Genomic DNA, 21206 nt, shown 5'->3' with positions numbered 1-21206 from the left:
ATAAAAAAACTAAAGAATTTCTTAATAAGTTTTAATTATTTACATGATGATGAGGAACATATGAATTATCATCAATCCCTTTAAAAACATATCCTAGTGTTTGAAAATGTTCAATTATTGAAGGTAAAGCTTCAACTGTAGTATCTTTAGCATCAGTGTCATGAGCCAAAATAACTTGATTATTAGCACTAGAAGCAGTAGCGCTAGCAAATAACTGATCTACAGGAACATTATTTCTTGCCGCATCACCAGTTCCACTATTCCAATCATAATATTGATAACCTTGATTTATTACTTCTTTGGTCAATAATGACATAATCCCAGCACAATATTTTTTTGAAACGCTATTTGAAGCACCCCCAGGGAATCGTATATATTTAGGAACAAACCCAATTTGTTCTTTAACAATAGTTCCTATTTTGGCCAAATCATTAAAATAACCATCGATTGAAGAATAAACGGTTTTGTAATCATGACTATATGTATGTAAACCTATTGTATGACCACGATTGTAAGCATCTTTAATTAAATGATTATAGACTGGATTAGCACCAGTCACAAAAAAAGTTGCTTTAGCATTATATTTATCTAAAATATCTAAGATTGTTTTAGTATTTGAAGAAGGTCCATCATCAAAAGTTAGATAAATAATTTTATCTTCAGTTTGTTTATAAACCCCAATTTCTTTATTTTCAACAACTGTTACTTTACGTTTTTTAACAGTTTTATTACCAGAACGATCAATACACGTATAAATAACAGGATAATCACCTGTTTTAGTTAAATCAACTTTTTTATGATTTATTATTAATTTGGGTTGAGGATCATGATTATCACTTACATTAACACCTGCATTATAATCGATTTTCCCATTTATTGTTACAGATAAATCATTTAACCCAGTGATTTTAGGTTTTTTACTATCTTTAGATAAAACAGTAACAACAGCTTCTTTACTGGTAATATTTTTACTTTCATCAGTAACATTAACTATCACTTTTATTTTTCCTTGTTTAGAAAAATCATATTTTTTATCAAAAGAAACTTTTGTTTTAGTTTCGTCTTTAATATTAGTTACTAATGCTTGTGGTTTTATCGTCATACTAGCATCGATTTCAATATTATTAATATCAAAAGTTGGTTTCTTTTTATCAATAACTTCAATTTTAACTGTATAATCATTATCTTTATATTTATAAATAATAGGATAACTACCAACTTTATCATTTCTTAGTTTACTTGTATCAACCTTTATTTCATCTATTTTTCCATCTTTAATAGTCTTAATTATACTTTTATAATCAAATTTGGTATTAATCTCTAATTGTAAATTATTATTAAAAACAATTAGAGGTGAGGAATTAAAAAAAATAAAATATCCTATAATAACTAATAAAAAAAATATAATGATTAAAATATGTTTTTTATACTTAGATTTGTTTATAATATTCATATATGCCACCTTCTACAACAATTATAGGGGGCAATATTAAATTGTCAAGAATAGATAAAAATGGGGAGAAAGTTGAAAATGGCTAATATTATAGATTATGTAAAATGGCGTGGTGATCTTGAAATGCAAATAGATCCTTTTAATGATATTGATGGATTGATTTTAAGTGAGTTAGTATATGTAGAATTTAAGCAAATAGTACCAGGTTTTTTAGAAGAGGGAAATCGTCGCCTGGAGGATGTAGCAAAGGATTTTTTTAAGTTAAATGATGTTGAACAATTAATGAGTGAATTTTCTTTTACAAAAGATGCAATTCAGTTATTAAAAGTTATGGCAGAATCAAAACGTTATAAAAATATTTTATTATCTGATTATCTTAATGAATTAGATTATCAAGAAATAAAACAATTTGCTGCTATTACATTTCAATTACCTGATAATACTATCTATGTATCTTTTAGAGGAACTGATGATACTATTTTAGGCTGGAAAGAAGATTTTATGATGACATATACTTTACCAATTCCTTCACAAATTCGTGCTAAAGAATATTTAAAACAGATTTCCGAAAAAAAATATAATCGCTCATTATTATATATAATTAAAAACCGTAATTTTAAAACATCAATTTTTAGTAGCATAAAACAATATTTAAATCAATGTTTTAATGGTGTTGGAATTCGTTTAGGTGGACATTCTAAAGGTGGAAATTTAGCAGTATATGCAGCCTGTAATAATGATGAAAAAGTTATAAAAAGAATTATTGAAATTTATAATAATGATGGTCCTGGTTTTAATATAGAAACATTGAAAATGCCAGAATATCAAAATATTGCAAAAAGAATCAAAAAGTTCGTTCCAGAGGGGTGTGTTTTTGGAATCATGCTTGAATATCTTGAAGAAATGATCGCTGTAAAAAGTGATGCTAAGGGATTGATGCAGCATAATGGCTTTACTTGGCAAATAGAAGGAACCAGTTTTGTTGAAATTAAATCGATAAACCAAGATAGTCAAGTTATGGATACTGCTTTTAAAGCATGGCTCAATAAAGTTGATAAAGAAACTAGAAAAAACGCTGTAGATAGTATTTTTAATATTATTGAAGCAGCAAAAATTAAACAGATAAATGATTTTTCAGAAAAAACATTTACTCATCTTATTACTGCACTTAAAGAATTAAAAAATATGGATAGTGAATCAAGAAATGCCTTAATTCAGTTTTTTAAGACTTTATTAGTTGAAAATAATAATAGTCGTAAAGAATACAAGAAAAAAAATAACAATTCATAATTTATTAATATTATGATATTATAGTAAATAGATGAAAAGAGGGTTGTTATGAACAAATTTCAAAATGCATTATATCGATTTATGATGGGACGTTATGGTTCAGATCAATTTAATATGTTTCTATTGATTTTGGCTATAGTATTAATGATCTTAAACTTATTTTTTATTAGAAATACATTTTTATCTACAATTGTTTGGCTAATTTTAATTTATAGTCTATTTAGAACATATTCACGAAATATTTATAAAAGAAAGGCTGAAAATGATAAATACTTATCATTGATCCAACCAATCCAAAAAAGAATTAATATAATTAAAAAGAATCGTGAAGACCATGAACATAAATACTTTTTATGTCCTGAGTGTAAACAGACTGTTAGAGTTCCTAAAGGACGAGGAAAAATTACTATTACTTGTCCTAAGTGTAATCATAAATTTGATAAAAAAAGTTAATCTTATTTAGCGATAATTTTTATCGCTTTTTATTTATTATAATTAAACGATACTGGAAACAGTATCGTTTAATTACTTTTTATTCTTTTTAAGTGTTTAATTAAAATATCAACTAATTTTTCTAACATTATTTGATCTTCTTCTTGAAAACGATCAAAACTAGTAGAATCAAGATCTAAAACGCCATATAAAGAATCATCTATTACTATAGGCAAGACAATTTCACTATTACTGGCGCTATCACAAGCAATATGACCAGAAAAATCATGAACATTAGCAACTCTTAAAGTTGTTAGACTTTTGGCACAAGCACCGCATACACCTTTATTAAAAGGAATTGTTGTACAAGCAACTAATCCTTGAAATGGTCCAAGAATTAACTGTTCATCTTGATTAAGATAAAAACCTGCCCATGATACATCTTCAAACTCTTGCTTTATAAAAGCACTCATATTGGATAATAAAGAAATCTCATAGTTAATATTTTCAAGTAAAGCATCTAGCTGTTTTTCCTTCATATCATCACCATACTTATTATATATTATTTTTTTAATATTTGGTTTAAAAAAATTAAATTGGTTAAAAATATTTATAGAAATTTAAAAAGGAGAATATATATGAAACAAATAATAAAATACTTATTTTGTTTAAGTCTATTATTTACTTTAAGTTTTTCGTTGGTAGGGTGTACTAATGGCGATAATGACAAGGATAACAATACTAATAACACAACAAATGAAAATAATGATAACAACGATGATGGTGAAGATGATTTTGATGATATTGATGCGAAAGTTAAAAATCAATTTAATGATGATTATGTAGTTAATCGTAATGATGTTATTGATGCAGCTAACTATATTAAAAATAATCTTGATAATGTAAAAGATAAAGAAGTAGCTAAAAAGTTATATGAAAAGGGTAGTTATCTAGAAATGGCTGCAAATAGTGCTGATGTAAGTGAAGATGATTCAATCAGAAATTTAGGAATGCAGGCGAAAGGTTATGCTAGTCGTGTATATCGAGCTAAAGACGATGAAGTAGATGATGTTATTGATAAGGCTAAAGGAGATTTTGATGATTTTAAATCAAAGTTCGAAAATGGCGTAGATAATGCGGTGGATAATTTTATGAGCTTTTTTGATAACAAAAAAAATGACTAATTAAAATGAGACAAATTTAATCGTCTCATTTTTTTTCATTATTTCTTAATAGATAATATGCTATACAACTATAAACAGTTGTCCCTGTTAAAAGTACCTTTTCATCAAAATCAAAAGCACAATTATGGGGTGATGCGACTAAATCAGTAGTTAATTTGATATACGTACCTATACCTCCATGCGCTTGAACAGTCGTCATCATATAAGAAAAATCATCACTACCATCTAAAGGACTAAGATATTTTGGGGCAACTTTAATATCCTTCAAGTGTTCATCACATACATCATGTATTATATCCATCATCTTTTTATCACATTCAAGCGAATAAGCTTTACCCATTTGTTTAATTTCCACAATAGTATCATGCATTAAAGCAGAACCTTGAATTATATCGCGAGCATATACTTCCATATAATTATTTAATTCAGTAGTAGCACCACGAACCTCAATTTCTAATTTAGCAGTTTCCGGAACAACATTACGACCTGTTCCAGCATTAATAGTTCCAACATTAATGCGTGTACAACCATCGCTGTTACGAGGAATTGAATGTAAATTTAAAATACATGAGGCAGCAGAAAGAAGAGCATTTTTACCAAATTGCGGCATTCCTGCTGCGTGTGAAGAAACACCATGATATATAACATCTAGTTTAGTTGTAGCGAATGTTTCATCCATTCCTAAATAAATATCGTAATCTTCATCAGGTGCTTGCTGCCAAATATGACCTGCAAATATATAATCAACATCATCCAAGATTCCGCTAGTAGCAATACTTTTAGCTCCTCTAACTCCTTCTTCAGCAGGCTGAAAGATAAGTTTAATAGTACCATGTAAGTGCTCTTTGATTTCAGCTAGAATTTTAGCTACAGTTAAACCAATAGCACTATGTCCATCATGACCACAGGCATGCATTGCTCCAGGATTGCAAGAGACAAAACCAAACTTACCTGGATTATGATCAATTGAATCATCTTCAGTAATACTTAAAGCATCTATATCAAAACGAATTGCTACAACTGGTCCTTCTCCATTTTTTATAATCCCCGCTACAGCAGTAAAACCATTTTTTACTTTTTCTAAATAATATGGATCAGCACCTTGAAACAAAGCACGTTTATAATTGATTGTTAAAATACGTTTACTAGGAAGCCCCATTCTAAATTCTTCACGCATTAACTCTTTTCCTACAGATACCTGATATCCTAAATTCTCTAATTTTCTAGCAATTATTGAAGCGGTTCGCATTTCTAACCAGCCACGTTCTGCATATTTATGAAAATCTCTTCTTATTTGAACGGTTTCAGGAAAATATTTTGTTGCGAGCATTTTTATTCTTTCATACATAATTCATTCCTTCTCCTTTATTATATTTTAACAAGTTTTTGAATCATTTGCCAATATAATTACTAAGATATCTTGATAGAAAAAAGAATAGGTGTCTACCTATTCTTTCTAGATGTACGATATTTTATATATTTATTCTCTAACCTTTTAAATAAATAACTGGATAAATCAACAAGAAGTGAAGAAAATGCAATTAATGCAAGTAAGACCATTAACCAATTAAAGGTCACATCAGTCAACTCTAAAATTGATTGACCAATTATCATTGATATATAATATATTAGTTGAGTTGTATAAATTATTGTTTTTCGATATAAAGTTAAAGGTTTATAAACCTTTAGTAGGGCAACCGTATAATTCCATCCAGTAAATAAAATACAAATAGTTGATAACATGTTCGCTTCATATCCTAGTGATAATCCAATATTCGTTATTAAAGTAGCTCCTAAAGCAATGATAAAACCAGATGGAAAAGATTTTTCTAATACATTTTTCAAAAAGTTTCCTTTTATTTGATCAAAATTAGCTTCATATGTTAAAAAGAAAGTAGGAATACCAACCCCACATGCACTAATTAAAGATAATTGAATTGGTTCAAAAGGATAAGCTTGACCAAAAAATATTGTTGTAATAGAAATTAATGCAGAAAAAATTGTTTTAATTAAAAACATTGATGCTGACATAGTAATATTATTAATAACTCGTCTACCTTCATCAACAATATGAGGCATAGCATTAAAATTATTATCTAATAAAACTAAATTGGCAGCGTTTTTTGCGGCATCACTGCCTGAAGCCATTGCAATTGAACAATCTGCTTCTTTAAATGCTAAAACATCATTTACTCCATCACCAGTCATTGCAACAGTATGTCCCATTTCTTTTAGTGTCAAAACCATTTCTTTTTTTTGTTGAGGAGTAACCCGTCCAAAAACTGAGTACTTACTCATTGCTTCTTGCAATTCTGTTGTTGAAGTTAGTTTAGTAGCATCAATATATTTGTGTCCTTCTTTTAATCCTGCTCTTTTAGCAATAGCAGAAACTGTAATTGGGTCATCTCCAGAAATAATTTTTAGATCTACTCCTTGTAAATTAAAATAATTTATTGTTTCTTTAGCATCAGGTCTAATCACATCACTTAATACTATGATACCATATGGTTCTAAATCATTAGGTAAAGTTTCATTATCCATTATCTTATCAGTATGTGCTAATACTAAAATACGATATCCATCACTTGCATATTTAGAACAAAGCTCTTCAAGATTTTGATTACCATGAGGAAATAAAAACTGGTATGCACCAATATAGTATGTACCACACTCATAAAAAGATGTTCCACTATATTTACGATCCGAACTAAATGGGATGACATAGTATGGTTTAAAAGTTGTTTGGCAGGGATAATGTTCTCTAAGTGCTTGAGCAGTAACATTAATATCAGTTAATGTGTACATTAAATTACCAATAATCTCATTCAAATCAACATTACTTGTCTTTACATCAAATTCAACTCTCATCGTTCCTTCAGTAATAGTCCCTGTTTTATCAAGACATAAGACGTCAACTCGAGCTAATGTTTCAATGCAAAATAGTTCTTGAACTAGTGTTTTTTGCTTTGCTAATCTTAAAACACTAAGAGTTAATGCAACACTAGTCAGTAAGACTAAACCCTCAGGAATCATTCCTAACACAGCAGCAACTGTACTAATTATTGAATCACTAAAACTTTGTTGACCATAAATAAATTGTTTTAAAAACAATAGTAATCCAATTGGTAAAATAATAATGCTTACATATTTTAAAATCTTATTTAAGCTTTGATTTAATTGAGAATTATGCTTTTTTAATCGTTTGGCTTCATTAGTAATTTTATTCATATAGTTATCATCACCAACATGAACAACTTTACAAATTCCTTTTCCTGAAGTAATAAAACTCCCTGAAAATAAACAATCACCATTTTGCTTTAAAACAGGATCAGATTCCCCCGTCAATAAAGACTCATTTACTTCCATATACCCCTCAATTAATGTACTGTCAGCAGGGATCTGACACCCTGTATTTAAAACAAGATAATCATCCAATACTATTTCATCAATTGAAATTTCTTGAAGTATATCGTCACGGATGACATCAACTTTAGATGTTGTAATAATTGCTAAACGATCTAACGTTCGTTTAGCCTTTATTTCTTGATAAATACCTGCAATAGTATTTATAATAATTACTAATATAAATAAAGTATTTTTGTAAGAACCGACAAAGATAACAAGGCATAATAAAGCAGTATTTAATATATTAAAAAAAGTAATTGTATTATTTAAAAATATCTGCTTATATGATTTAGTAATCTTATTATCGATTATATTTAATTTGCCTTCATTTATTCTTTGTTTGACTTGATTACTATTTAAACCAGTATAATTTTGATTATTTATTTTCATAATATCGCCTCTGTAACTCATTTTAACTTAATTATACTAATTAAACAATAAATCAATATGAATTTTACTTAAGAAAGATTAAGATTTTTTGTATACAATCTTCAATATAAATTGTATACAATTTGATTGATTGATGCTATAATAGAAATAATTAAATTTTAGGGGGTGTTTATATGAGTGAATTTATTGATGGTTTTATTGAAAAAGCAAAAGAAAGTAACAATAAAATAGAAAATGAATTATATTCAAAATATGATGTAAAAAAAGGATTAAGAAATGAAGATGGTACTGGTGTTTTAGTTGGACTTACTAAAATAGCTGATGTAGTTGGTTATAAAAAAATAAACGGGGAAAAGGTTGATTGTGATGGTGAACTATATTATCGTGGAATCAATGTTTCTGATATAATTAATAAAAGAGAACCCAATCAGCGTTTCTTATTTGAGGAGACTTGTTTTCTGATTTTATTTGGATATTTACCTAATTCAGAAGAATTAGAAAACTTTAAAAATGAGCTATCTAGTCGCTATGAGCTTCCAGCACACTATCTTGAATCAAAAATTCTAGGGTTTCCTTCTAAAAATCTAATGAATAAATTACAACAAGAGGTATTGATGCTTTATTCATATGATAGTGATCCTGATAATATCAGTGCCTCAGCAACTATGTACAAAGGATTAAACTTAATTGCAAAAATACCATCAATTGTCTGTTATGCATATCGTACTAAAGTACATTATTTTGATAAAGAAAGTTTGTATATACATCAAATCAGACCTGATTTATCAATTGCTGAAAATATTTTATACTTGTTACGTGACCATAAACATTTCACACCTAAAGAAGCTGAGGTTTTAGATATGTGTTTAGTATTACATGCTGATCATGGTGGGGGAAATAACTCAACCTTTACTAATGTTGTAATTAGTTCAACAGGAACAGATATTTATTCTAGTTTTGCTGGAGCAATTGGTTCATTGAAGGGTCCTAAACATGGTGGTGCTAATTTAGCTGTTATGAAGCAGATGCAATTAGTTATTGATGAAATTGGTTTAAGTGCTAGTGATGAACAAATTAAAGAAGTTATTGATAAGATCTTAGCTAAACAATTTAATGATAATAGTGGTTTGATTTATGGTATCGGTCATGCTGTTTACACACTTAGTGATCCTCGTTGTGTTATATTAAAACAACAATGTAAAGATTTAGCTATTGAAAAGGGGCGTGAAGCAGAATTTGATTTTTACTATCGTTTTGAACAATTAGCAATTAAGGAAATCGAAAAACGTAAAGGAATTAATGTCTGTGCTAATGTTGATTTTTATAGTGGGTTAATTTATGATATGTTGTGTATTCCAAAAGAGTTATATACACTGATGTTTGTAGTAGGGCGTGCAGTTGGCTGGTTAGCACACAATATTGAAAATAAATTATATTCTGGTAGAATCATTCGTCCAGCAGCTAAGTATGTTGGACAGACATATGATTATATTCCGATAGATAAACGAAAATAAGCTTATTTTTATTTATCTAATATAGGTTGAAAGAGTACATTATTGAATAGATACTGATATTATTAGAAAAGATATCTTTTTATAACTACTCGTGAATAAAAAAGCAAGATACACAATGGTACTTGCTTTTTTTATTTTTATTAGATTATATTAATATAATTATTTAAGATGACGAACCCATCCATACTTGTCTTCGATACGACCCCATTGTATTCCAGTTAAAGTGTCATAAAGTTTTTGAGTTAGATCACCTGTTTTAAATTTATTAATAATGATTTCTTCACCTTTATAATATAGTTGCCCAACTGGTGAAATAACCGCTGCAGTTCCAGTTCCAAAAGCTTCTGTGAGTTTACCGTTTTTACCAGCTTCCATCAATTCATCAATACTAAGCTCTCTTTCTTCAACTTCATAACCCCAATCTTTAAGTATATGAATAATTGAATCTCGAGTAACCCCTGGTAATACAGAGCCTTCAAGCGGAGCAGTAATAACTTTTCCATCAATTACAAACATTACGTTCATTGTTCCAACTTCTTCTACATATTTACGATGAACACCATCTAACCATAATACTTGTGTATAACCATGAGATTCTGCTTTTACTTGAGCAGCAATACTAGCAGCATAATTTCCACCACATTTAGTGAATCCTGTCCCACCTTTAACAGCTCTAACATATTCATCCTCAACCCATATTTTAACTGGATTTACTCCTTCAGGATAATAGCTTCCTACAGGCGATAAAATAATGATAAATGTATATGATTTAGCAGGATGAACTCCAACCCCAGCTTCACTTGCAAACATAAATGGTCGAATATATAATGATGTATCTTTAGCAGTAGGAATCCAATCTTGTTCATATTTAACAATTGCTTCAACTGCTTCAACAAACATATCTTCTGGTAATTCTGCCATACATATACGTTTGTTTGAATTGATCATTCTTCGTGCATTCATTTCGGGTCTAAATAGTGTAATGTCCCCGTTAGGATCTCGATATGCCTTTAACCCTTCAAACGTTTCTTGTGCATAATGTAATACCATTGTAGCTGGATCCATAGGAATTGGTGCATATGGAACGATCCTTGCATCGTGCCAGCCCTTACCTTCGGTATAATCCATCATAAACATATGATCAGTAAAATAACTACCAAACCCCAAATTATCTTGACTCGGTTTTTCTTTTAGTGTTTGAGCTCTTTCAATTTTAATTTCCATTATTAAAATACCCCCTTAGTTTATTTATAAGTATACTCTTATTTAAGTCTTGTTACAAGATGGAATTTATCTAAACAATAGAGATATTATAGGATTTCTATGAAAATATAATAATAATTATGGATAATGGTAAATTATTCAATCAAAAGATAGTTTATTTCATTATAAACTATTTTTTATTAATAATTTTCATATGTAAATTAGCCATTAAATCAATTGCTTTTTCATGAAGTAAAGAATCATTACTAGCAATACCTTTATAATCAATAATTATTGTTGCTTCAGGTAAGGCGGCTTTGATAATAACAGCATTAGAAATTACACAAATATTTGAAACTACACCAACTAAAGTTATTTCATCATAATCTTTATCTTTTAAATAATTACCTAATTCTAAAGAACCAAAAGTATTTTTCAGAATTTTTTTATCATTTTTAGCTAAATCATTTATTTTTCCATATAACTGCCAACCTTTGCTATTTTCTATACAATGAATAATAGGCAAATTTTTACCTTCTTGAGTATCTAAATAGTTATTTTGATGAGAATCATAAGTAAAAATCACATCATCTTTATTTATATGATATTTTTCAATTAGTTCTACTAGATAATCTTCTAATATTACTGCATCATTAAATCCTAAACTTCCACTAACAAAATCATTTTGATAATCAATCACTACTAGTAATCTTTTCATGTTAATCCTCCATTCTTTGAATTATTTTATCATTATTGGTTGACAATGTAAATATATGGTTATATAATCATATTGTCATATGAATAAATATTCATACGAAAGGAGACGTAAAATGGATAAAGTAGTAAATGAAGCTATTGTTAATAAAGTTGCTGCAGCACTTCCAGAAGAAGAAATTTTATATGATGTTGCAGAATTATTTAAGGTGTTTGGAGATTCAACTAGAATTAGAATTATTTGCGCTTTGTTTGAATCAGAAATGTGTGTATATGATTTAGCTGCATGTTTAGAAATGACTCAATCAGCAATTTCTCATCAGTTAAGGATTTTAAAACAAGCCAATTTAGTTAAATTTAGACGTGATGGAAAATTAATGTACTATTCACTTGATGACGAACATGTTAAACAAATTTTTGATGCAGGTTATAAGCATGTGATTGAATAAGGGAGGTCACTATGAAACTTAAATATAATTTAAAAGGACTTGATTGTGCTAATTGCGCTCAAAAAGTTCAAGAACGAGTAGCTAGTTTAGAAGGGGTTAAAAAATGCAGCGTTGTTTTTGCAACGACAAAGATGTTTATCGAAACAAAAGATGATTCATTTGATGAAGCACAGATTATTGCAACAGTTAAAAGTGTTGAACCAGATGTTGAAGTGATTAATTTATCAAATAAATTTGAAAATCTAGATGAGGATCATCATCACGATCATAGTAAATGTAGTTGCAAATATAACCATGAACACCATCACGACCATGAAAATTGTGAATGTGGACACGATCATGATGTAGAACCAATTTTACATCATGATTTAAATGATGCTCTTAATATTCATATCAATGGTCTTGATTGTGCTAATTGTGCTATAAAAGTTGAACAAGCAATTAATAAAATGAATGAAATTGATGAAGCACAGATTATTTTTTCAACAGAGACTTTGAAAGTTAAACCTAAAACTTCAATTGATCAAAATAAATTATTAAAACTAATCCAAAAAGTAGTTGATCAAATTGAAGAGGGTATTACATTATCACTAAAAGATGAAATTAAAATAATAGAAAAACCAAAATTATTTACTCCTAAGGATCATCTTGGATTAATTATTGGAACATTAATTTATATTATTGGTATTATTATTGGTGATTTTAAATTAGATATTTTAATTTATGGAATCGCATATCTGTTAGTAGGATACAAAGTAATCTTAAAAGCTTTAAAAAATATAAAACGAGGGGAGATTTTTGATGAAAATTTTCTCATGTGTATCGCTACTATTGGCGCTTTTTGTATCAGTGATTATAAAGAAGCTATAGCGGTAATGTTGTTTTATTCAGTCGGTGAGATTTTCCAAGCTTATGCTGTAAATAAAACAAGGACATCAATTAGTTCATTAATGGATTTAAAAAGTGATTACGCTAATCTTGTAGTTGGTGATGATATAAAAAAAATTGCTCCAGAAAAAATTAAAGTTGGAGATGAAATAGTCATTAAAGTAGGGGAAAAGATTCCTCTAGATGGAAAGGTATTAAGTGGTGAAAGTACTTTAGATACTTCTAGTCTAACTGGTGAAACATTACCAAGAAATGTTGAAAAGGGGGATCAAGTATTAGCTGGTGTTGTTAATTTAACAGGAATTATAAATGTCCAAGTAACTCAGGTTTATGAAGATTCAACTGTATCAAAAATCTTGGATTTAGTTGAAAATGCTGCTAGTAAAAAAGCTCCAATTGAGCAATTTATTACCCGTTTTGCTAGAATCTATACCCCAACAGTAGTATTTTTAGCTGCTGCTCTTGCAATCGTTCCAATGTTTATTTTTAAAGATGCTATCTTTTCTGAATGGTTATATCGAGCATTAACATTTTTAGTTGTATCTTGTCCTTGTGCGTTAGTAATTTCAATACCATTAGGTTTGTATGCTGGTTTAGGTAAAGCAAGTAAGATAGGTGCTTTAGTTAAAGGTGGTAATTATCTTGAATTACTAAAAGATATTGATACTGTTGTTTTTGATAAAACAGGAACACTTACTGAAGGTAGTTTTGAAGTTGTTGAAATAAATGGTTCAGATGATTTATTAATGTTAGGTGCTTATGGAGAAAGCATGTCAAACCATCCTATTGCTAAAAGTATTGTGAAAAAATATGATCAAGTTATTGATCAAAAACGAATTAGTGATTTTAAAGAAGTAGCAGGTAAAGGAATTGAAGTGAAAATAGATGATAACTTGTATAATTTAGGAAATAAATCTTATATTGAAAGCTTAGGAATACAAGTTAAAAATCCCTCAACAGTAGGAACGATCATTCATATAGTTTGTCAAGGAAAATATTTAGGTAACATAGTTGTTGCTGATAAAATCAAAGATACAACTATTGAAGGAATAAAACGTCTTAAAAAAGCAGGAATTCAAAATACTGTTATGTTAACTGGAGATCGTAAAGAGGTTGCTGAAGATATAGCAAAGAAAATTGGAATTGATACTGTATATAGTGAGTTATTACCACAAGATAAAGTAATACAAGTTGAAACTTTAATTAATCAAGGTGCTAGATTATCATTTGTTGGAGATGGAATAAATGATGCTCCTGTACTTGCAAGAGCGGATTTAGGAATTGCTATGGGGGGTGTTGGTAGTGATGCTGCAATTGAAGCAGCTGATATCGTTTTAATGAATGATGATATTGTTACAATAGGTGAAGCTATTTCAATTTCTAAAAAAACAAATAAAGTATTAAAACAAAATGTGACTTTCACATTAATTATTAAAATTGGAGTTCTTTTATTAACGATGTTTGGTTATGCAAATATGTGGATGGGAGTATTTGCAGATGTTGGTGTAACTTTGATTGCCATCTTAAATTCAATGCGTATCTTAAGATAAATCAGGACTGAATAATCAGTCCTGATTTAGTTTGAATAATGTTAGAGACTTTAAACAATTTAAAATTTAGTGTATAATTTAGCGCGGAGGGTATTTATGGAAAGATTAATTGTATTAGGAACTGGAAATGCAAGTGTAAAAAACTGTTATAATACCTGTTTTGCTTTAAAGTTTAAAGATGATTATCTACTTGTAGATGCAGGCGGAGGAAACGGCATTTTAAAACAATTAGATTTAGCTAAAATCAAACTTAATCAAATTAAACATATGATTGTAACTCATGGGCATACGGATCATGTTTTAGGTGTGATTTGGATATTTAGAATGATTGCAACAAAGATTATAAATGAGGAATATGATGGTAATTTCAACATATATTGTCATGATGAGTTAGTTTCTACAATTAAAACAATTGTAAAACTAACTGTTCAAAAAAAGTATTACGACTTACTAAATCAGAGAATTTTTATTAAAGAAGTTAAAGATGGAGAAAAAGTCACAATTTGTGAACATCTTGTGACTTTCTTTGATATTCACTCAACTAAAACTAAACAATTTGGTTTTACGTTGGAATTAAATAATGGAAAATTAACATGTTTAGGTGATGAACCATTTAATGAGTTATGTTATCGATATGTATCAAATTCAAACTGGTTATTATGTGAGGCTTTTTGTTTATATAGAGAACGTAATATTTTCAAACCATATGAAAAACATCATTCTACTGTTAAAGAAGCTAGTGAATTAGCAAAATATTTAAAAATAAAAAATCTGGTTTTATATCATACCGAAGAACAAAATTTAAAGAAGCGTAAACAATTGTATACTGAAGAAGCCAAACAATATTTTAATGGCAATATATATGTACCTAATGATTTAGATGAATATGAGCTATAGGAGGAGTAGTATGACATTAGATAAATTAGTACCTGGAATGAGTGGAAAAATTACTGTAGTTCATGGTGAAGGATTGTTACGGAGACGTTTATTAGAAATGGGATTAACACCACGAACGATTGTAAAGGTTCGTAAAGTTGCTCCAATGGGAGATCCAATAGAATTATATTTACGTAGCTATGTTTTAACAATTAGAAAAGATGATGCAGCAATGATAGAAATTGAGGTGATAAATAATGATAACTAAAACAATTGCTTTGATTGGAAATCAAAATTGTGGAAAAACTACATTATTTAACGCATTAACTGGATCAAACCAGCATGTTGGTAACTTTCCTGGTGTAACAGTAGAACAAAAATCAGGCACAATAAAGAAACATCCAACAATTAAATTGGTTGATCTTCCAGGTATTTATTCATTAACACCTTATACAATGGAAGAAATTGTCTCAACTGATTTTTTAATTAAAGAAAAACCATCAATGATTATCAATATTATTGATGCGACAAGTATTGAAAGAAATCTATATTTAACAATGCAGTTATTAGAATTAAATATTCCAATGGTTTTAGCTTTAAATATGATGGATGAAGTTATTAATAGTGGTAATTGTATTGATGTCGAGGGTTTGCAGGATGCTTTAGGAATCCGAGTAATTCCTATTTCAGCTAGTAAAAATGAGGGAATTGAAGAATTGATTGAGGCGATTGAAGCAATTTTAAAAGAAAAAAATTGCTCACATTTGGATTTATGTACTGGTGAAATTCATAAAGCTATTCATTCAATTAATCATTTAATTGAAGAAAATGCTATAAAAGCAGCTTTGCCTAAACGTTTCGCAGTTACTAAAGTAATTGAAGGTGATCCTGAAATAATTAAACAATTAAAATTAGATAATCGACAGCTACACATTATTGGACATATTATTAAGGATATGGAAGAAAAAGAAGGTCTTGATAAAGATGCTGCTTTAGTTGAGATGCGATATCAAATTATAGAAGATATTACTAGTAGAACTGTGTTTAAGGAACAAGAAACAACCGGACAGGTAAGATCGGAAAAAATAGATGCTTTTTTAACTCATAAATATTTTGGAATTCCAATATTTATTATAGTGATGCTATTAATTTTCTTTTTAACTTTTAATGTGATTGGTGCTCCCTTACAATCCTTAATGGAGATGGGAGTGAGTTTTATTGGTGAAACGATAATTGAATTTCTTACTAATCATCAGGTTGCACCTTGGTTAATTTCATTACTACAAGACGGAATCATTGCAGGAGTTGGTAGTGTATTATCTTTTTTACCTTTAATTGTAGTACTGTTTTTCTTTTTATCAATGCTTGAAGATAGTGGATATATGGCTCGAGTTGCTTTTGTAATGGATAAATTATTAAGAAAAATTGGATTATCAGGAAAATCTTTTGTTCCAATGTTGATTGGCTTTGGCTGTTCAGTGCCTGCAATCATGGCATCAAGAACATTATCTTCACAACGAGATCGTAAAATGACAATAGTTGTAACACCGTTTATGTCTTGTAGTGCAAAATTACCAATCTATGGCATGATTATTGCGGCATTCTTTAGTACTAAAGCCCCTTTGGTTATGATTACTATTTATTGTATTGGTATTTTAGTTGCAATCTTTTCAGCATTATTATTAAAATCAACAATTTTTCCAGGTGATCCAATTCCTTTTGTTATGGAATTACCTAGTTATCGTATTCCTACGGCTAAAAATGTTATTATGCATATGTGGGAAAAAGCAAAAGATTTTTTAAAAAAGGCATTTACAATTATTTTTATTGCATCTTTATTAATTTGGTTTTTACAAAGTTTTAACTTTAGATTTGAAATGGTTAATGATAGTTCTAAAAGCATTCTAGCTTTTATTGGTAATAAACTTGCTTTTATATTTGAACCCTTAGGTTTTACTGATTGGCGTCTATCCACATCACTAATCACAGGAATCACAGCTAAAGAATCAGTTGTATCCACTCTATCAGTTTTAACTAATTCAAGTACTCCTGCTGCGTTATATCATGCTTTAAACTCATTGCTTACACCAGCTAGTGCTTTTGCCTTTTTAACATTTACAGTTTTATATATGCCATGTGTTGCTGCTTTTGCTGCAACCAAGCGAGAATTAGGTTCCTGGATACAAGCAATTTTAACAGCTATGTATCAAACTGGAATCGCTTATGTTGTCGCATTTATGGTTTATCGTTTAGCTTTATTGATTTCTTAGCAAACAAATAATATAATAAGTGTATATGTTTATGAAAGGACTTACAATTATGGACAAAAATTTAAAGAAAATTATAACGATTAAAGAAGATAAAATGATCAAAGCTTTTAATCAAAATAATATGCAAATTACTTTTGTAGATAATTTTGAACAATTACATAATTATTTAAATAAATACTTATGTAATCAAAGAACCGTTGCTTTAGGGGGATCAATGACATTGTTTGAAACAGGAGTGATTGATCTAATTAAACAATCTGATGTGATTTTACACGATCGCTATCAAGAAGATTTAACTAGAGAGCAAATGCAAGAGATTTTTAGAAAGGCATTTACAAGTGATTTATTCATTACTAGTACTAACGCTCTAACAATGGATGGATGTTTATATAATGTCGATGGTAATGGAAATAGAGTTGCAGCTATGATCTATGGACCCAAAGAAGTAATTGTGATTGCTGGAAAAAATAAAATATTTGAAACAGAAACAGAAGCAATTAATCATATAAAAACAGTTAGTGCTCCTGCTAATGCTGTTCGCTTAAATAAAAAAACTCCATGTACTAAAACAGGAGAATGCATAGAGTGTCTATCCTCAGATCGAATATGTAGTAGTTATGTTAAGTTAGGTTATCAAGGTAACGTAGATAGAATTAAGATCGTCATCGTTAACCAGGATTTGGGATATTAAAGTGAAGGCGGGAGTTTTATTTCCTTTATCTAGTTTTCCATCTAAATATGGAATTGGTGATTTAGGAAAAGATGCTTATTCAATTGTTGAAACTTTAGCTAAAAATGGAGCTCAGTATTTACAAATTTTACCATTTCATCTATCAACTCAAGCAAATTCACCATATCGTAGTGTAAGTACTTATGCTGGTGATGAGATATATATAGATTTAGAAAAATTAATGGAAATGGGTTTATTGGAAGATGTACCAGAATATTATTCTGAAAGTTCAGTTGTTTACTATGATAAAATTCGAGAGTTTAAGCATAAATATCTATTAAGAGCATATAAAAAATTTAGAGGTAACGATGAATATCATTACTTCTTAAAAAAATGTCCCTGGGTACTTGATTATGCAGTATATTGTACGTTTGCTACTATTAATAATTCATATGATTGGTCATCGTGGCCAAACGAATTCAAATATTTTCCTAAACTTCAGCAAATAAATTTAAGCGAATATGACGAAGAAATAGGATATTATCAATTTGTACAATATATTTTTTATTTACAATGGTTCACTTTTAAAAAATATGCAAATGAGTTAGGTATCAAAATTATAGGCGATATGCCATTCTATGTAGACCATGGTTCTGTAGAGGTTTGGCTTGATAATGCATCTTTTTTACTAGATGATTTAGGTCATCCAACAGATGTGGCAGGGGTTCCTCCAGATTATTTTAGTGCTACAGGACAATATTGGGGCAATCCTATTTATGATTGGAATCATTTGCGAAATAATGATTTCAAATTTTGGGTCAGTCGGATTGGCTGGGCTAGTAAAATATTTGATATTACAAGAATTGATCACTTTAGAGCTTTTGATTCTTACTGGGATATTCCAGCAACTTCAACCAGCGCAATTGATGGTATTTGGAAATATGCTCCAGGTTATGAATTATTTGACTGTCTTTATGAAAAGTTAGGGGATATTGAATTAGTTGCTGAAGACTTAGGTTATTTAAGAGCGGAAGTGATTGAATTAAAAAATCATTATCATTTAAAGGGAATGAAAGTATTTCAATTTATGCTTGATGAAGGTTTTGAACAACTAAACAATAATTATTTTTATCCTGGTACGCATGATAATGAAACTATTAAAGGCTGGGTTGATAATTTAGATCAGCAAACTTATGATAGACTTGTTGAATTAGTTAAAAGTCCATTACCTTTAAATCTTGCGATATTACATTATTGTCTAAATTCAAATGCTAGTGATGTAATTATTCCAATTTGGGATTTGTTAGAAGTAAATAATGATCAACGTTTTAATGTGCCAGGAGAAGTTAATGATACTAATTGGACTTACCGAGTATCTGATTTAAAAATGGCTAAAAAAGGAATTGAATTATTTGGTAAATTAAGAAAAGGGGATTAAGATGAGCTATAAAAAAATTGATATTAATGAAATTGTTTTAAATCCATTTAAAACAATTGGAAAAGACTGGTTATTGATTAGCGCATTAAGAGATGGTGTTACAAATACGATGACTGCATCATGGGGTGGAATTGGTGTCATTTGGAATAAAAATGTTGTTACTGTATACATTCGTCCTCAACGATATACAAAAGAGTTTGTAGATAATAGTGATTATTTTAGTTTAACTTTCTTTGAAGGATATAAAAAAGAATTAGGTATTTTAGGTTCTAAATCAGGACGTGATTGTGATAAAATCAAAGAAGTTGATTTTGATATTGAAATGCTTGATGAACAACCAACATTTAAACAGGGAAAAATGACATTTATTTGTAAAAAACTATATCAAGGAAAAATTAATCCTGATGGTTTCATTGATAAAAGTCTTGATGCTAAAAATTACCCTAATCATGATTATCATTATGTATATATTGGTGAAATTGAAAATGCATATATAAACGAAAAAGAATAATTCTTTTTCGTTTATTTTTATTTATAACGACCATACTATTAAAGGTGAGATTATGCAAATATTAGAATATATTATTATTCCAGTCATTTCTTTGATCGTGTTATTTATTATTACAAAAATGATGGGATATCGACAAGTTAGCCAATTAAATATGTATGATTATATAAACGGAATTACAATTGGTAGTATTGCAAGTGAATTGGTAATGGGGGGCTTTGATAATATTTTACAGCCTTTAATTGCTATGGTGGTTTATGCAATAGTGATTATTCTTCTATCTAAAGCAGCTAGTTCTTCTTTAAAGCTAAGAAAAATGATTGATGGTCAAGCTGTTGTTTTATATGAAAATAATCAAATTTATAATGAAGAATTAGAAAAAGCTAAATTAGATTTAGATGAGTTTTTAATGCAGTGTCGAATAGCGGGTTATTTTAATTTAAATGAATTACAGACAGTTGTATTAGAAACAAATGGAAGTTTTAGTTTTTTTCCTAAAGAAAAATATCGTCCTGCAGTAGTAAATGATTTAAATATTACAATTAATAAAGTCAAATTACCTACCATTTTAGTTAAACAGGGAATTATTTTTCATGATAATTTAAATATGATTGGTCAAGACGAAAAATGGTTAGAAAGGGAATTGAATGTTCGAGGAATACCACTTTCTGATGTTATTTTAATGTTTCAAGAAGATAATAGTAATCTAGCAGTGTATTCAGTTAATGAGGTAGAAAAAGTTTTTGATTAAAATTTTTTATTTATATGAAATAGCATAGTAAATAAAATACAGTTTATATACACAAACATATACTCATGGAAGCTCCATAAAATGGAGCTTTTTGTTGTACTAAACTTAAAATTGGCTAAGATAGCTGTTGCAAAAATAAAAAGATATGTATAAATTTATTCTTAAATATATGAAATATTCCAATTAGAATTGCGTCAAACCACTATATCCCTTATTATATA

19 protein-coding genes are annotated in these 21206 nt (G+C 28.8%); 13 read left to right on the top strand and 6 right to left on the bottom strand.

Features of this window, described 5'->3' with window-relative positions:
• Nucleotides 1-31: 31 nt before the first annotated feature.
• Entirely contained in the window at nucleotides 32-1453 is a 1422-nt protein-coding gene (locus ACLR9T_RS07745) for a polysaccharide deacetylase family protein (protein WP_413108968.1), read from the bottom strand.
• A 78-nt stretch (nucleotides 1454-1531) separates the two neighbouring features.
• Between ACLR9T_RS07745 and ACLR9T_RS07740 the strand changes: the two genes are divergently transcribed.
• Entirely contained in the window at nucleotides 1532-2743 is a 1212-nt protein-coding gene (locus ACLR9T_RS07740; RefSeq protein WP_413108967.1) for a DUF2974 domain-containing protein, read from the top strand.
• Between the two features lie 48 nt (nucleotides 2744-2791).
• Nucleotides 2792-3196, top strand: coding sequence for a hypothetical protein (locus tag ACLR9T_RS07735; RefSeq protein ID WP_413108966.1), 405 nt, complete (start codon nucleotides 2792-2794; stop codon nucleotides 3194-3196).
• 68 nt (nucleotides 3197-3264) lie between these two features.
• On the opposite strand, the gene ACLR9T_RS07730 is transcribed toward ACLR9T_RS07735, so the two are convergent.
• Nucleotides 3265-3714, bottom strand: coding sequence for a GAF domain-containing protein (locus ACLR9T_RS07730; protein ID WP_413108965.1), 450 nt, complete (start codon nucleotides 3712-3714; stop codon nucleotides 3265-3267).
• A 99-nt stretch (nucleotides 3715-3813) separates the two neighbouring features.
• On the opposite strand from ACLR9T_RS07730, the gene ACLR9T_RS07725 reads away from it, so the two are divergent.
• Nucleotides 3814-4359 carry a hypothetical protein gene (locus ACLR9T_RS07725; protein WP_413108964.1) on the top strand — a complete coding sequence of 182 codons (546 nt, stop codon included), beginning with the start codon at nucleotides 3814-3816 and terminating at the stop codon, nucleotides 4357-4359.
• A 25-nt stretch (nucleotides 4360-4384) separates the two neighbouring features.
• Here ACLR9T_RS07725 and ACLR9T_RS07720 read toward each other — a convergent pair whose 3' ends face one another.
• Nucleotides 4385-5707, bottom strand: a complete 1323-nt coding sequence (locus ACLR9T_RS07720) for an amidohydrolase (protein WP_413108963.1) — start codon at nucleotides 5705-5707, stop codon at nucleotides 4385-4387.
• Between the two features lie 95 nt (nucleotides 5708-5802).
• Complete coding sequence (locus tag ACLR9T_RS07715) at nucleotides 5803-8154, bottom strand: HAD-IC family P-type ATPase (protein ID WP_413108962.1); 2352 nt, start codon at nucleotides 8152-8154, stop codon at nucleotides 5803-5805.
• A gap of 173 nt (nucleotides 8155-8327) precedes the next feature.
• Between ACLR9T_RS07715 and ACLR9T_RS07710 the strand changes: the two genes are divergently transcribed.
• A complete protein-coding gene (locus ACLR9T_RS07710) occupies nucleotides 8328-9668 on the top strand; it encodes a citrate synthase (protein WP_413108961.1) in 1341 nt (446 codons plus the stop codon).
• A gap of 159 nt (nucleotides 9669-9827) precedes the next feature.
• Here ACLR9T_RS07710 and ACLR9T_RS07705 read toward each other — a convergent pair whose 3' ends face one another.
• Nucleotides 9828-10892 (bottom strand): branched-chain amino acid aminotransferase, encoded by a 1065-nt coding sequence (locus ACLR9T_RS07705; protein WP_413108960.1) that lies wholly within the window; start codon nucleotides 10890-10892, stop codon nucleotides 9828-9830.
• 169 nt (nucleotides 10893-11061) lie between these two features.
• Complete coding sequence (locus ACLR9T_RS07700) at nucleotides 11062-11589, bottom strand: cysteine hydrolase family protein (protein ID WP_413108959.1); 528 nt, start codon at nucleotides 11587-11589, stop codon at nucleotides 11062-11064.
• A 112-nt stretch (nucleotides 11590-11701) separates the two neighbouring features.
• On the opposite strand from ACLR9T_RS07700, the gene ACLR9T_RS07695 reads away from it, so the two are divergent.
• The 9 genes from ACLR9T_RS07695 (at nucleotide 11702) to ACLR9T_RS07655 (ending at nucleotide 20985) form a co-directional block, all read left to right on the top strand.
• Entirely contained in the window at nucleotides 11702-12034 is a 333-nt protein-coding gene (locus ACLR9T_RS07695; RefSeq protein WP_279159814.1) for an ArsR/SmtB family transcription factor, read from the top strand.
• Between the two features lie 11 nt (nucleotides 12035-12045).
• Entirely contained in the window at nucleotides 12046-14472 is a 2427-nt protein-coding gene (locus ACLR9T_RS07690; RefSeq protein ID WP_413108958.1) for a heavy metal translocating P-type ATPase, read from the top strand.
• A gap of 96 nt (nucleotides 14473-14568) precedes the next feature.
• Nucleotides 14569-15369, top strand: coding sequence for an MBL fold metallo-hydrolase (locus ACLR9T_RS07685; protein ID WP_413108957.1), 801 nt, complete (start codon nucleotides 14569-14571; stop codon nucleotides 15367-15369).
• A gap of 10 nt (nucleotides 15370-15379) precedes the next feature.
• Complete coding sequence (locus ACLR9T_RS07680; protein WP_413108956.1) at nucleotides 15380-15616, top strand: FeoA family protein; 237 nt, start codon at nucleotides 15380-15382, stop codon at nucleotides 15614-15616.
• The gene (feoB, locus tag ACLR9T_RS07675; protein ID WP_413108955.1) at nucleotides 15606-17618 is read left to right on the top strand and encodes a ferrous iron transport protein B; all 2013 of its coding nucleotides are present in this window, start codon (nucleotides 15606-15608) and stop codon (nucleotides 17616-17618) included. The genes ACLR9T_RS07680 and feoB overlap by 11 nt, the downstream gene beginning before the upstream one ends.
• 31 nt (nucleotides 17619-17649) lie before the next feature.
• Entirely contained in the window at nucleotides 17650-18309 is a 660-nt protein-coding gene (locus ACLR9T_RS07670; RefSeq protein WP_413108954.1) for a lactate utilization protein, read from the top strand.
• A gap of 1 nt (nucleotide 18310) precedes the next feature.
• Nucleotides 18311-19726, top strand: coding sequence for a 4-alpha-glucanotransferase (gene malQ, locus ACLR9T_RS07665; protein WP_413108953.1), 1416 nt, complete (start codon nucleotides 18311-18313; stop codon nucleotides 19724-19726).
• Nucleotide 19727: 1 nt separating this feature from the next.
• On the top strand, nucleotides 19728-20237 hold the full coding sequence (locus ACLR9T_RS07660) for a flavin reductase family protein (protein WP_413108952.1): 510 nt from the start codon (nucleotides 19728-19730) through the stop codon (nucleotides 20235-20237).
• Between the two features lie 52 nt (nucleotides 20238-20289).
• Nucleotides 20290-20985 (top strand): DUF421 domain-containing protein, encoded by a 696-nt coding sequence (locus ACLR9T_RS07655; protein WP_413108951.1) that lies wholly within the window; start codon nucleotides 20290-20292, stop codon nucleotides 20983-20985.
• The last annotated feature ends 221 nt before the right edge of the window (nucleotides 20986-21206 follow it).

The sequence above is a fragment of the Thomasclavelia sp. genome (genome assembly GCF_047249845.1).
In the GTDB taxonomy this organism is placed as follows: domain Bacteria; phylum Bacillota_I; class Bacilli_A; order Erysipelotrichales; family Coprobacillaceae; genus Thomasclavelia.
This window is presented reverse-complemented; position numbering and strand designations above follow the sequence as displayed.